This is a genomic window from Pseudomonas sp. L13, from assembly GCF_009935965.1.
Classification (GTDB): Bacteria; Pseudomonadota; Gammaproteobacteria; order Pseudomonadales; family Pseudomonadaceae; genus Aquipseudomonas; species Aquipseudomonas lactis.
Window position 1 is genome coordinate 69177 of sequence record NZ_QODJ01000005.1, and the last position, 12641, is coordinate 81817.

Genomic DNA, 12641 nt, shown 5'->3' on the forward strand with positions numbered 1-12641 from the left:
GAGCGAGCTCGCTCGCGAAAAACTTGAGACCGCCGCGCACCCCCTGGATACCCGCGTCATCGTTGACGTCCTTCGCGAGCAAGCTCGCTCCTACAGGTAGTTGGCCATGATCTGGTCGATACGGCCTTCTTCGCGCAACTGGTCCAGCGCGGCCTGGAGCCTGGCCACCACCTCATCCGGCACGTCCTTGTTCAACGCCAGGTAAAGCTGCGCACTGTTGAAGCGCAACACCGTCTTGAGCCCGTTCACCCCCACCTGCCGCGCCAGGTAGCGCCCAGCAGGATCGCCAGTGGCCCACAGGTCGATCTGGCCGTCCATGAGCTTTTGCGCATTGTCCTGGTCACGCAAGGCAACAATCGGCTTGAGCCCCTGCTTGTCGAGGCTTTCGGCAATGGCGTCGCCTTTGTAGGCGCCGATCTTGTAGCGGCGCGCCTGCTCAAGGTTTTCCAGCTGGATGTTGCTGTCGGCCTTGGCCAATAGCACCCAATCGTCCGGGCCGATGGGGCCGACCCATTTGAACAAGGCTTCACGGTCTGGCAGACGCGCCATTACAAACACACCGTAACCCGGCTTTTCCAGGGCGAGCTTGTAGATTCGCTCCCAAGGGAAACGCAGGGTCAGGTTGTAGGAAATGCCGGCGCGCTTGAAGGTTTCGCGCATGATGTCTACGGCGATGCCTTCGATGTTCTCGTCCTTGGCGAAGTTCTTGCCGTTTTTCGCCATGTTGTAGGGCGGGAAATTTTCCGTCAGCAACACCAGGGAGGCGTCAGACGGTTGTTCGGCGTGTGCCGTAGCCACCATGAGCATGGAGGAACTGGCGAGGGCGAGCAGCAGGTGTTTGAACATGAAGGCTACCGGAATCCATGGCAAGCGCAGAGAGTGCCGCGAGCCTGCCATGGTGTCCAGCAGCGTTTAGCGCACGACGATACCGCGCGCCGCCATGTAGGCCTTGGCCTCGGGTACGGTGTATTCGCCAAAGTGGAAAATACTCGCCGCCAGCACTGCGCTGGCGTGGCCTTCCAGTACACCATCGGCCAGGTGTTGCAGGTTGCCAACGCCACCCGATGCGATCACCGGAATGCCCAGGGCATCGCTGATGGCGCGGGTGACGCCCAGGTCGAAGCCGTTTTTCATGCCGTCCTGGTCCATGCTGGTCAGCAGGATTTCACCGGCGCCCAGGCCTTCCATCTTCATCGCCCACTCCACCGCGTCCAGCCCGGTAGGCTTGCGCCCGCCGTGGGTGAAGATCTCCCAACGCGGGGTTTCGCCCGGGCCGGACACCTTCTTGGCGTCGATAGCCACCACGATGCATTGCGAGCCGAAGTGCTGCGCGGCTTCGCCGACAAACTCGGGATTGAACACGGCAGCGGTGTTGATCGAGACCTTGTCTGCACCGGCATTGAGCAGGTTGCGGATGTCTTGCACGGTGCGCACACCACCACCCACGGTCAGCGGGATAAACACCTGGCTGGCCATACGCTCGACGGTATGCAGCGTGGTGTCGCGGCCATCGACGCTGGCAGTGATGTCGAGAAAGGTAATCTCGTCGGCACCTTGCTCATCGTAGCGACGGGCAATTTCCACCGGGTCGCCGGCATCACGGATGTTCTCGAACTTGACGCCCTTGACCACGCGACCGTTGTCGACGTCCAGGCAAGGGATGATGCGTTTGGCCAAAGCCATGGGCTTATCTCCGATAAGAGTTGCAAGCTTTGAGCTACAAGCTGCAAGTTGAAGCAGATCTGCTTTTACTTGCAGCTTGCGGCTTACGACTTGGAGCTGGCCGCGTAGCCATCACACAAAGCCTGAGCCTCGGACACATCCAACGTGCCCTCATAAATCGCGCGGCCAGTGATGGCGCCGATGATGCCGGGGGCCTTGGCGTCCAGCAGCGACTTGATGTCACCCAGGTTGTGAATGCCGCCGGAAGCGATCACCGGAATCTTGGTGGCCGCTGCCAGGGCTGCGGTGAAGGGCACGTTGCAGCCCTGCATCATGCCGTCTTTGGCAATGTCGGTATAAACGATGGCAGACACGCCGTCGGCTTCGAACTGCTTGGCCAGGTCAATCACCTGCACGGTGCTGATCTCAGCCCAACCGTCGGTAGCGACGAAGCCATCTTTGGCATCCAGGCCTACGATCACTTTGCCCGGGAAAGCGCGGCAGGCTTCGGCGACGAAGGCTGGGTCTTTCACGGCCTTGGTGCCGATGATCACGTAGCTCACGCCCGCTTTGACGTAGTGCTCGATGGTTTCCAGGGAACGGATACCGCCGCCGATCTGGATCGGCAGGGTCGGGTAGCGCTTGGCGATGGCAGTAACCACCTCGCCGTTGACCGGCTGGCCTTCGAAGGCGCCGTTCAGGTCCACCAGATGCAGACGACGGCAGCCCCCTTCTACCCATTTGGCAGCCATGCTCACCGGGTCATCGGAGAACACGGTGGAGTCTTCCATGCGGCCTTGGCGCAGGCGGACACAAGCGCCGTCCTTGAGATCGATAGCGGGGATAATTAGCATGCTTTTCCTTCGTCAAAGAGCTGCAAGCTGCAAGCTATTAGCTGCAAGCAAGCACGCGTATCAATTCTTGCAGCTTACGGCTTGAAGCTTTCAGCTGCTCTTTTCAAGCGACCACAAGTCGCTTTCGATGCTTTCGAACCTTTCTTTAAGGAGCGTCTGCGTGTCGAAAATCGCCCTGTTGTAATAATGCGGCGCCACTTCGGTGGTAAACAGCTCAAGAATCTCGGCAACCTCGAACGAGCCCAGCTTGAGCTCGAAGCGGTCCTCCATGAATCGCTTGATCTTGTCGGTAGCCTCACGCTCCTGCTCGGGCGCGAGGTTCAAGATCGGCGGCTTCGGTTTCCTGGCCATTTACCAACGACCATCCCAGGCGGCGAAGTTCTGCAGCAATTGCAGGCCATGGGTATGGCTCTTCTCCGGGTGAAACTGCACGGCAAAGCGCGAACCGTCGGCCAGTGCGGCGGCAAAATCGACGCCGTAATGCCCGCCACCCACCACCTGGCGCGGGTTACCGGCGGCGATGTAGTAGCTGTGCACGAAGTAGAAACGCGCCAGGTCCGGGATGTCGTGCCACAGCGGGTGGTCGATGGTGCGACGCACTTCGTTCCAGCCCATGTGCGGGACTTTGAGGTGCTCGCCGTCCTCATGCAGGCCTTTGCCGAAGAACTTCACCTGGCCCGGAAACAGGCCGATGCAGTCGACACCGCCGTTCTCTTCACTGCTGTCGAGCAAGGCTTGCATGCCCACGCAGATGCCGAGAAACGGGCGGTCCTGGCTGACTTCGCGCACCAGGCTGTCAAAGCCCAGGCGGCGAATCTCGGCCATGCAATCGCGAATCGCGCCTACACCGGGGAACACCACGCGGTCGGCTTCGCGAATCACGTTGGCATCGCTGGTGATCAGCACCTTGCCGGCGCCTACATGCTCAAGGGCCTTGGCCACCGAGTGCAGGTTACCCATGCCGTAATCGATAACCGCGACCGTCTGCATTACAGAACGCCCTTGGTCGACGGCATTTGCCCGCCCATGCGCTCATCGACTTCCACAGCCATGCGCAATGCGCGGCCGAAAGCCTTGAACACGGTTTCGATCTGGTGGTGAGTGTTGGTGCCGCGCAGGTTGTCGATATGCAGGCTGACCAGTGCGTGGTTGACAAAGCCCTGGAAGAATTCCTGGAACAAATCCACATCAAAGCCACGGCCCACATTCGCGCGGGTGTAAGGCACGTGCATCTGCAAGCCCGGGCGACCGGAGAAGTCGATGACCACACGGGACAGCGCTTCATCCAACGGGACATAGGCATGGCCGTAGCGACGAATGCCTTTTTTGTCGCCAATGGCCTTGGCAAACGCCTGGCCGAGGGTGATGCCCACGTCTTCCACCATGTGGTGGTCGTCGATGTGCAGGTCGCCCTTGCCGACGATATCCAGGTCGATCAGCCCGTGACGGGCGATCTGGTCCAGCATGTGCTCAAGAAAAGGTACACCGATATCAAATCGGGCCTTTCCGGTGCCATCCAGGTTGATCGAGGCTTTGATCTGGGTTTCCAGAGTGTCGCGCTCGACAGATGCCTTACGTTCGGCCATCACCAGCTCCGCAAAATCATTGGGCGAAAAAGGCAGCCATTATAGGGGCGCAGGCGCTAAACAGAAACAACGAAGGGGATAAGACTGACGAGTTGGAGGGAGGAATGTCGGGGATAGACATGTGCATACATGTGAGCATGGGCTTATGTGGGAGCTGGCTTGCCTGCGATGCAGACACCTCGGGGTATCAGTTGCACCGCAGTGATGCTATCGCAGGCAAGCCAGCTCCCACACAAGCCCGGCCCCATAGGAGCCGGGCCCACCCTTATTGCGGTGTCAGTGGAACAGTACCGCCGTCTTCTGCAGGGTCACCCACACACCCCACGCCAGTGGAATACCCACTACCAGCCACGCGGCAATCGCCAGCGGCTTGCTGGCGGCGGAGGCCTTCCATTCCAGCACGGTGCTCGCATCAGCACCTTTGTCATGGCCCAGCGCCTGTTCGGCGGCAAGTTCGGCGTCGCTCATGAAGTACTTGTCGGCCACCGGGCGCACCAGCAGGTTGCAGATAAAGCCCAGCACCAGCAGGCCGGCGAGGATGTACAAGGTGATGTCGTAGGCCGCGGCGCGTTCAACGCCGATGCTCAACTGGTATTCACGCAGGTAGTTCACCAGCACCGGGCCCAACACGCCCGCAGCGGCCCAGGCGGTCAGCAGGCGACCGTGGATCGCGCCAACCATCTGAGTACCGAACAGGTCGGCCAGGTAGGCCGGGACTGTCGCAAAACCACCGCCGTACATCGACAGGATGATGCAGAACGCGGCCACGAACAGCGCCACGTTACCCAGATGCCCCAGGTTCGGGATCAACGCATACAGGGCAAAGCCCAGGGCGAAGAACACGAAGTAGGTGTTTTTACGCCCCAGGTAGTCAGAGAACGACGCCCAGAAGAACCGGCCACCGATATTGAACAGGCTCAACAGGCCGGTAAAACCAGCGGCAATGGCTGCAATGGAGGCCAACTGGCCCGCATCCAATTGACCAAATGGCACATCGACGCCCAGGAGTTTGCCGCCAAACACCTCCTGCAGCAGCGGCGAAGCCATGCCCAGAATACCGATACCGGCCGACACGTTCAGGCACAGCACCAGCCATACCAGGCGGAACTGCGGGGTTTTCCACGCAACATTCACATGCACATGGCGGTGAGTGATCATCGCATTGCTGGCTTTCTTCGCTGGCGCGGTCCAGCCCTCAGGCTTCCAGCCGGTTGGCGGAACGCGGTACAGCAACGCACCACCGATCATGAACACGAAGTAAATCGCCGCCATGACCACAAAGCTCTGCCATACACCGACACTGGTCGGCGAAGAGAAATGGCCCATCAGCGCTGCGGCCAAAGGTGCACCCACCATCGCGCCGCCGCCAAAGCCCATGATCGCCATGCCGGTGGCCATGCCGCGCTTGTCCGGGAACCACTTGATCAACGTCGAAACGGGCGAGATATAGCCCAGGCCCAGGCCAATACCGCCAATGACCCCGGAGCCGACCCACATCAGCCAGATCTGGTGAGTATAGATACCCAGGGCCGAGATCAGCAGGCCACCACACCAGCACAGCGCCGAGACAACCCCCGCCTTGCGTGGCCCGGCGTGCTCCAGCCAGCCGCCCCAGATCGCTGCAGAGCAGCCCAGGAAGATGAAGAACAGGGTGTAGATCCAGCCCAGCATGGAGATGGGCCAGTCGCATTGAGACGAGAAGACTTGAGCGATAAAGCCCATGTCCGGTGCGCAAGCCACTGGCGCGGTGATACCCAGCGCCTTGGACAGCGGCAGCCAGAATACCGAGAAGCCGTAGGCCATGCCGATGCACAGGTGGATGGCCAGGGCGGCCGGTGGAACCAGCCAGCGGTTGAAGCCCGGCTTGGCGATGATGCGTTCCTTGGACAGGAACGCAGGCTGTGCGGCGTCAGTGCCGGCCACAGTGCTAGTGCTCATTGGTGTTTCCCCCAGTTATTGGTATGCGTCCGTCAGGCGCTCTCTCCCTCGGCCTTGCACGCAAAGCGTGGCCGTTTTGTTGAGTGAAACTTCCTTTTAGGCGCGACCTTAAGTCGCAGAAGGCGGACGAACGTGCAGAGATTAGCACCAGTGGATGTGAGAAAAATCAGATTGCCACTACCTTTTTGGATTATCTGTATTTTTCTGACGTCAAAATCCCATTTCCGCGCCGGTGGATACAATGTAACGATCCGTGAACTGACGCGGGCCGTCGAGCGTTATACTCTGCGGCTAAATTTTGAAATCGACATACAAGGACTCGCCCATGAAAGCGTTCGGCAAAATCCTGGGTCTGGTACTTCTCGGGCTGTTGCTGATCATTGTGGCGCTCGGCTTTGCCCTGACCCACCTTTTCGATCCCAACGACTACAAAGAAGAAATTCGCCAGATAGCCCGCGACAAGGCCCACATCGAGCTGACGCTCAATGGCGATATCGGCTGGAGCCTGTTCCCCTGGCTGGGCCTGGAGCTTCACGAAGCCAGCGTCGCGACCCTGACCGCACCCACGCAACCCTTTGCCGACTTGCAGATGCTCGGCCTGTCGGTGCGCGTACTGCCACTGCTGCGCCGCGAAGTGCAGATGAGCGATGTGCGTGTCGAGGGCCTGAACCTGCGCCTGAACCGCGACAAACAGGGCCATGGCAACTGGGAAGACATCGGCAAGAACCTGCCCGATGAAACCACAGGTACCCCCGCTCCCGCGCCGGTCGAGCCCGTGGCTGAAACCAAGCCGGAAAAGCCACCGCAGCCGATCCGCCTGGACATCGACAGCCTGACCATCAACAACGCCCGCGTCGAATACACCGATGAACAGACCGGCAAGCAGTTGAGTGCCGAAAGTATCCAGCTGAGTGCAGGTGCCATCCACGAAGGCGCCAGCATCCCGCTGAAACTCACGGCCTTCCTGGGCAGTAACCAGCCGCTGATGCGGGTCAAGACCGAGCTGAACGGCAACTTGCGCATCCAGCGTGCGCTCAAGCGTTACCAGTTCGAAGACATGCGCTTTAGTGGCGAGGCCACCGGTGAGCCGTTGCAAGGCAAGACGATGAGCTTCTCCACCCAGGGCCAATTGCTGGTGGACCTCGCGGCCAACGTCGCCGAATGGACCAACCTGAAACTGGCGGCCAACCAACTGCGCGCCTTGGGCGAACTGAAAGCCAATGACCTGGACAAGACCCCGCAGATCAGCGGCGCCCTGTCGGTCGCCCAGTTTGACCTGGCCAAGTTTCTTGAGAGCATCGGCCACCCACTGCCGGCTATGGCTCCCGGTAGTCTGAGCAAGGTTGAGCTGGTGAGCCGCCTCAAAGGCACACCCTCCAGCGTCGCCTTGGAAAACCTGAACCTGAAGCTCGATGGCAGCACCTTCACTGGCCGTGTCGCCGTGGATGATTTCGCCAAGCAGTCCCTGCGTTTGCAGCTCAAGGGCGATACCTTCAATGCCGACAATTACCTGCCGGCCAAATCCGAAGCCGCCAAAGGTGCAACCGCCGCACGCCAGGCCGAAGTGCAGAGCAGCGAAGCTGGCGCCATGGCGGCAGGCGGCAACACGCCATTGCCGGACGCGCCGACCAAAGGTGCCTGGAATAACGACAAACTGCTGCCGCTGACCCGCCTGCGCAGCCTGGATGTGAATGCAGACCTGGCCTTTGGCGAGCTGACCCTGAGCCAGTTGCCCATTCAGAACGCGGTGCTCAAAGCATCCGGCATCGACGGGCAACTCACGCTCGACACCCTCAGCGGCGGGCTCTACAACGGCACGTTCCAGGCCAACGGCACGCTTGACGTGCGCCAGGACACACCCGTGCTGGCCCTGCAAAGCCACATCAAACAAGTGCCTGTTGAACGTATCCTGCAGGCCCAAGGGAAAACCCCGCCGGTCAAAGGCCAGCTCACCCTCGACAGCAACCTCAACGGACGTGGCAACAGCCAGAAAGCGCTGATCGACAGCCTCAACGGCACTGCCAGCCTCGTGATCAACAACGGCGTGTTGCTCAATGCCAACATCGAGCAGCAACTGTGTACCGGCATCGCCCTGCTCAACCGCAAGACCCTGAGCACTACCCCTGGCGGCAAGGACACGCCCTTCCAGGAACTGCGCGGCAACCTCACGTTCCGTAACGGCGTGGCGAGCAACCCCGATCTGAAAGTGCGTATCCCGGGCCTGACGCTCAACGGCAACGGTGATGTGGATTTGCGCGTGCTGGGCATGGACTACCGCGTGGGCATTATCGTCGAAGGCGACAAACGCGACGTGCCGGACCCAGCTTGCCAGGTCGGCGCCAACTTCCAGGGCATTGAGGTGCCGCTGCGTTGCCGTGGCCCGCTGGAGCTGGGCGCCAAGGCCTGCCGCCTGGACAAGGACGGCCTGGGCCAGGTCGCTCTCAAGGCGGCCGGCAATCGCCTCAACGAGAAGCTGGAAGAAAAACTCGACAAGGTTAACCCCAAGCTCAAAGACGCATTGAAAGGCCTGTTCAACCGATGAGAAACGAGCAGTTTTCACAAGCGGTACTGGACTGGTACGACCGCCATGGCCGCCACAACCTGCCCTGGCAACAGGGCATCACCCCTTACCGGGTGTGGGTGTCGGAGATCATGCTGCAACAGACCCAGGTCAGCACCGTGCTCAACTACTTCGACCGGTTCATGGCCTCCTTGCCGACGGTCGAAGCCCTGGCCGCCGCGCCGGAAGATGAAGTGCTGCACCTGTGGACGGGCCTGGGCTACTACACCCGGGCGCGCAACCTGCAGAAGACCGCGAAGATCGTGGTGGCCGAATACGACGGCCAATTCCCTCGCGACGTGGAGAAGCTCACCGAGTTGCCTGGCATCGGCCTGTCCACCGCAGGCGCGATTGCCAGCCTGAGCATGGGCCTGCGCGCGCCGATCCTCGACGGCAACGTCAAACGCGTGCTGGCGCGCTTTACCGCGCAAGAGGGCTACCCAGGCGAACCCAAGGTGGCCAAGCAGCTGTGGGCCACCGCAGAGCGCTTCACGCCCTTTGATCGCGTCAACGCCTACACCCAGGCCATGATGGACATGGGTGCCACCCTGTGCACCCGCAGCAAACCCAGTTGCCTGCTTTGCCCGTTGGAAAAAGCCTGCGAAGCCCACATGCTGGGCCTGGAAACCCGCTACCCGATCCCCAAGCCGCGCAAGACCATCCCACAAAAGCGCACGCTGATGCCGATGCTGGCCAACGCCGAGGGCGCCATCCTGCTTTACCGTCGCCCGTCTACAGGCTTGTGGGGCGGTTTGTGGAGCTTGCCGGAGTTGGACGACCTGCAAGACCTGGATCACCTCGCCAACCAGCACGCGCTGGCACTGGGCAAGCATCAGGAACTGCCCGGGCTGGTCCACACCTTCAGCCACTTCCAGCTGTCCATCGAACCCTGGCTGGTCCAGGTCGAGGAAACCGCCCATCACGTGGCCGAGGCCGACTGGCTCTGGTATAACCTCGCCACCCCGCCGCGCCTGGGCCTTGCCGCCCCGGTGAAAAAACTGCTGAAGCGCGCGGCCGACGTATTGAACGCAGGAGTTTCGTCATGACCCGCACCGTTATATGCCGCAAGTACAAAGAAGAACTGCCAGCCCTGGAACGCCCTCCGTACCCAGGCGCCAAAGGCCAGGACATTTACGACCACGTCTCCGCCAAAGCCTGGGGCGACTGGTTGAAACACCAGACCCTGCTGATCAACGAAAAACGCCTGAACATGATGAACGCCGAAGACCGTAAATACCTGGCCGGCGAAATGGACAAGTTCTTTTCCGGCGAGGAATACGCCAAGGCCGACGGCTACGTGCCGCCTGCTCAATAATTGATCAAAAACCGGGGTCTGCACGTAAGCGACGGTAATAATTAAATATTTTTTGAAAACTTGCTTGACGACCCCCTGAAAAACCCGTTTAATGCGCCCCGTTGCCCAGATAGCTCAGTCGGTAGAGCAGGGGATTGAAAATCCCCGTGTCGGCGGTTCGATTCCGTCTCTGGGCACCAAAATACCGAAAAACCCCAAGGAACAATGTGTTCCTTGGGGTTTTTTATTGCCTGCGATTTAATGCGACTAACGCATTTACGGACATGATGTCGCAGCAGGACGATTGAGGGTTATTTTTGGCTGGACTCAATCGTTCAGCCTTTACCCAATTCTCAGTTGTAAGGTTTTTTCATGACCCGCTTCTTGCTTTGCACCCTATTAATACTGACCGCCCTGCTCAGTGGGTGTGCCACGCAGTTGGACGTAGCAATCAACGCAACGCCTGATCCCGACTACCACTTTGACCGACAGGCAACCGTGTTGGTGACCTCCACGGGCGGCAGCGATGAAAACTCACTCAATGCCCGCTACTACCTGCGTGACATGGTTCGCGCCATGCAGGACCAGGGCTTTGGCAATGTCTTCACCGACACCACCCTGCCCAAGAACCACGCGCCGATCAAAATGACCGTCACCCTGGATGTCGACAGCAAGCAGGTGACTTATCGCTACACCGCCACCGAATACGGGCAGGTGGCAAACAGCACCACCACTCAGTGCAAAAAGAACAAGAAAAAGACCGACCAGCTGACCTGCACCAGCACTCCAAACACCTCCTACGGCCCGGTAGGGACCTCGGAGCGCACCGGCTACACCACGCTCACCACCTTCCGGGTCACCGCTCGCGATGAAGCGAGCAGGCGCGCGGTCTACCTGCTACGGGCGTCGTCCTATAACGACGATTGCCAAGCCGCCAAAGTCGAAGCCTTTCTGGTACAGCAGGGTTTGCAGAACCTGAATTTCCAGGACCGTGTGCAGCGCAACTATACGGTCACGATGCCTGAAAGCTTCCGTTGCAAATAATCATCTGCTCGACAGGCCCTTCGCTAAAGGGCCGCCTTACTTGAGCAAAAACACCATCAACGGGTTGTCATTCAAGCGCCCCTGATAGCTCGGCGCCAAGTGCTCCACCGGCGAGCCCTTCAACAGTGCAGTCTCCTTGCGCGACACAATCACCCAGGAGGGCCGGGGCAGCGCCGCCAGCTTTTCAAGCTCGTGACGCCCGACAAACAGCGGCTGTTCATCGTGATCCAGGTTCATCATGTAGCGCACAGCCCAAGTATCTCGCGCCAGGTCGACAAACACCAAAGGGCCCGGCTGCGCCTGGCGCAACGCCTCCACCTGGCTGACAAACCGCCGAGTATCGAATTGCAGGTCCTTGGCCGGCTCTATCACCGTCACCAGCAACAACCATTGCGCCGCCAGGGCGATCAGACTGAGCCACACCAACCGTCCTGCTCGCCGCCAGGCAATCAACGCCACGACTTGCAGCACCACCAACGCGCCGATCATCAACGGCAAGGAAATGTCCGGCCAGTAGCCCTGCTTGTGCCAGGCGTGTCGGCACACAAACAACACCACCACGCATAACGTCGGCAGCGCCGCGACCAGCCATTCGTAGCCACGGCGCACGCCTACCAGCCAGCCTTGCGCACGCAGCAGCCCATAGGCGGCGACCGCCGCGAACATCGGCACCATCGGCAAAATGTAATAAGCGCGCTTGAAGTGCGGTACCGACAGGCCGAGCAGAATGATCAAGCCGCAGCCCCCAAGGCGCACCAGCAATTGCAGGTGCTCATTGGCCCAACGTTCGGGCCACCGATGGCGCAACGCAAACAGGGTCGCAAACGCCAGCGGTACCACCGGGAAGTAGCGGTACAAGCTCAGTTGAAAATAGAAGTAGAACGGCTCACCCGACTCATCCAGACGCCCACCCACTTGCATCTTGAACACTTCATCGGCAAAGGCATCGCCGCCACTGAACCGCGCAAGCTTCATCAGTAGCCACCAGCACGCAGCAAGCAACACCAAGCCGACAACGCCGTGGATCAGCACCTGCCGGACACGCTCCCCCGGCTTGCCCAACGCCCAATACACACACACCACCGCGCAGACCTCAATCAACCCCAGCGGCCCACGTATCGCAAACCCGAGGATGAACAACGGGAACACCGCCAGTTGCCTCAGCCGTGACCCGAGGCGTTCGCCGGTGTGCAGCAGGTAGAAACTGCTTACGCATAACAACGCAACCATCTGGTCCAGGCACACCGAGCGCGACTTTTCGAGCAACTGGGCGGTGAGCAGTGTGAGCAGCACCGTCAGCAGTGACCAGGCACGGCTGTAGGGTGCCAGCAGGCGGTACATCAGCGCGATCACCCCCGCCGACGCGAGCGCCGTGGGCAGCACATTCGCCAAGTGGTTCGGCGCGTCAAACAAACGGGCGAATAGATAACTGAAGAAGGTCGCGGTGCCGGGGTAATCCGCATAGGGCTGGCCGTAGGTGGTGGGGAAAAGACTCGCGCCATGGCGATACATTTCCTGCATGAACAGCGCCCAACGCCCATCAAATCCCTGGGGCTGCTGATCCCAGATTCCCACTGTGAATAACAAGAGAGCGACTAGAAAGATGCCCAGTGACTCCAGGCGAAAACGGTTGCAATGATCCATCGGGTGACCTGTCAGGTGGGAAGCGCTGGCGTATGGTGCCGAACACATCCCTGAATAGC

12 protein-coding genes and 1 tRNA gene are annotated in these 12641 nt (G+C 60.2%); 5 read left to right on the forward strand and 8 right to left on the reverse strand.

Going from position 1 to position 12641, the window contains the following annotated elements:
* Nucleotides 1–90 precede the first annotated feature (90 nt).
* The 7 genes from DK871_RS05030 to DK871_RS05060 form a co-directional block, all read right to left on the reverse strand.
* Nucleotides 91–846 (reverse strand): ABC transporter substrate-binding protein, encoded by a 756-nt coding sequence (locus tag DK871_RS05030; RefSeq protein WP_161904202.1) that lies wholly within the window; start codon nt 844–846, stop codon nt 91–93.
* A gap of 66 nt (nt 847–912) precedes the next feature.
* Nucleotides 913–1683: an imidazole glycerol phosphate synthase subunit HisF gene (hisF, locus tag DK871_RS05035; protein ID WP_003187786.1), complete on the reverse strand. Its 771-nt coding sequence runs from the start codon at nt 1681–1683 to the stop codon at nt 913–915.
* A gap of 83 nt (nt 1684–1766) precedes the next feature.
* Nucleotides 1767–2516 (reverse strand): 1-(5-phosphoribosyl)-5-[(5-phosphoribosylamino)methylideneamino]imidazole-4-carboxamide isomerase, encoded by a 750-nt coding sequence (gene hisA, locus DK871_RS05040; protein ID WP_161904203.1) that lies wholly within the window; start codon nt 2514–2516, stop codon nt 1767–1769.
* A 90-nt stretch (nt 2517–2606) separates the two neighbouring features.
* Nucleotides 2607–2867, reverse strand: coding sequence for a DUF2164 domain-containing protein (locus DK871_RS05045; protein ID WP_161904204.1), 261 nt, complete (start codon nt 2865–2867; stop codon nt 2607–2609).
* Complete coding sequence (gene hisH / locus DK871_RS05050) at nt 2868–3506, reverse strand: imidazole glycerol phosphate synthase subunit HisH (RefSeq protein ID WP_161904205.1); 639 nt, start codon at nt 3504–3506, stop codon at nt 2868–2870.
* On the reverse strand, nt 3506–4102 hold the full coding sequence (gene hisB, locus DK871_RS05055) for an imidazoleglycerol-phosphate dehydratase HisB (protein ID WP_003187781.1): 597 nt from the start codon (nt 4100–4102) through the stop codon (nt 3506–3508). Before hisB ends, hisH begins: the two co-directional genes overlap by 1 nt.
* A 276-nt stretch (nt 4103–4378) precedes the next feature.
* On the reverse strand, nt 4379–6040 hold the full coding sequence (locus DK871_RS05060) for an OFA family MFS transporter (RefSeq protein WP_161904206.1): 1662 nt from the start codon (nt 6038–6040) through the stop codon (nt 4379–4381).
* A gap of 325 nt (nt 6041–6365) precedes the next feature.
* On the opposite strand from DK871_RS05060, the gene DK871_RS05065 reads away from it, so the two are divergent.
* From DK871_RS05065 to DK871_RS05085, 5 genes are all read left to right on the forward strand, one after another.
* Nucleotides 6366–8582 carry an AsmA family protein gene (locus DK871_RS05065; RefSeq protein ID WP_161904207.1) on the forward strand — a complete coding sequence of 739 codons (2217 nt, stop codon included), beginning with the start codon at nt 6366–6368 and terminating at the stop codon, nt 8580–8582.
* Entirely contained in the window at nt 8579–9646 is a 1068-nt protein-coding gene (gene mutY / locus DK871_RS05070; RefSeq protein ID WP_161904208.1) for an A/G-specific adenine glycosylase, read from the forward strand. The genes DK871_RS05065 and mutY overlap by 4 nt, the downstream gene beginning before the upstream one ends.
* Nucleotides 9643–9915: an oxidative damage protection protein gene (locus DK871_RS05075; RefSeq protein ID WP_056782654.1), complete on the forward strand. Its 273-nt coding sequence runs from the start codon at nt 9643–9645 to the stop codon at nt 9913–9915. Before mutY ends, DK871_RS05075 begins: the two co-directional genes overlap by 4 nt.
* 103 nt (nt 9916–10018) lie before the next feature.
* Nucleotides 10019–10094: transfer RNA gene (locus DK871_RS05080), tRNA-Phe, on the forward strand.
* Nucleotides 10095–10266: 172 nt separating this feature from the next.
* Nucleotides 10267–10938 carry a hypothetical protein gene (locus DK871_RS05085; RefSeq protein WP_161904209.1) on the forward strand — a complete coding sequence of 224 codons (672 nt, stop codon included), beginning with the start codon at nt 10267–10269 and terminating at the stop codon, nt 10936–10938.
* Nucleotides 10939–10974: 36 nt separating this feature from the next.
* Here DK871_RS05085 and DK871_RS05090 read toward each other — a convergent pair whose 3' ends face one another.
* Nucleotides 10975–12582, reverse strand: coding sequence for a glycosyltransferase family 39 protein (locus DK871_RS05090; protein WP_161904210.1), 1608 nt, complete (start codon nt 12580–12582; stop codon nt 10975–10977).
* Between the last annotated feature and the right edge of the window lie 59 nt (nt 12583–12641).

Bases quoted from the DNA above. Each gene is read 5' to 3' on its own strand.
- DK871_RS05030 (WP_161904202.1), bottom strand. From the start codon at position 846: ATGTTCAAACACCTGCTGCTCGCCCTCGCCAGTTCCTCCATGCTCATG.
- hisF (WP_003187786.1), bottom strand. From the start codon at position 1,683: ATGGCTTTGGCCAAACGCATCATCCCTTGCCTGGACGTCGACAACGGT.
- hisA (WP_161904203.1), bottom strand. From the start codon at position 2,516: ATGCTAATTATCCCCGCTATCGATCTCAAGGACGGCGCTTGTGTCCGC.
- DK871_RS05045 (WP_161904204.1), bottom strand. From the start codon at position 2,867: ATGGCCAGGAAACCGAAGCCGCCGATCTTGAACCTCGCGCCCGAGCAG.
- hisH (WP_161904205.1), bottom strand. From the start codon at position 3,506: ATGCAGACGGTCGCGGTTATCGATTACGGCATGGGTAACCTGCACTCG.
- hisB (WP_003187781.1), bottom strand. From the start codon at position 4,102: ATGGCCGAACGTAAGGCATCTGTCGAGCGCGACACTCTGGAAACCCAG.
- DK871_RS05060 (WP_161904206.1), bottom strand. From the start codon at position 6,040: ATGAGCACTAGCACTGTGGCCGGCACTGACGCCGCACAGCCTGCGTTC.
- DK871_RS05065 (WP_161904207.1), top strand. From the start codon at position 6,366: ATGAAAGCGTTCGGCAAAATCCTGGGTCTGGTACTTCTCGGGCTGTTG.
- mutY (WP_161904208.1), top strand. From the start codon at position 8,579: ATGAGAAACGAGCAGTTTTCACAAGCGGTACTGGACTGGTACGACCGC.
- DK871_RS05075 (WP_056782654.1), top strand. From the start codon at position 9,643: ATGACCCGCACCGTTATATGCCGCAAGTACAAAGAAGAACTGCCAGCC.
- DK871_RS05085 (WP_161904209.1), top strand. From the start codon at position 10,267: ATGACCCGCTTCTTGCTTTGCACCCTATTAATACTGACCGCCCTGCTC.
- DK871_RS05090 (WP_161904210.1), bottom strand. From the start codon at position 12,582: ATGGATCATTGCAACCGTTTTCGCCTGGAGTCACTGGGCATCTTTCTA.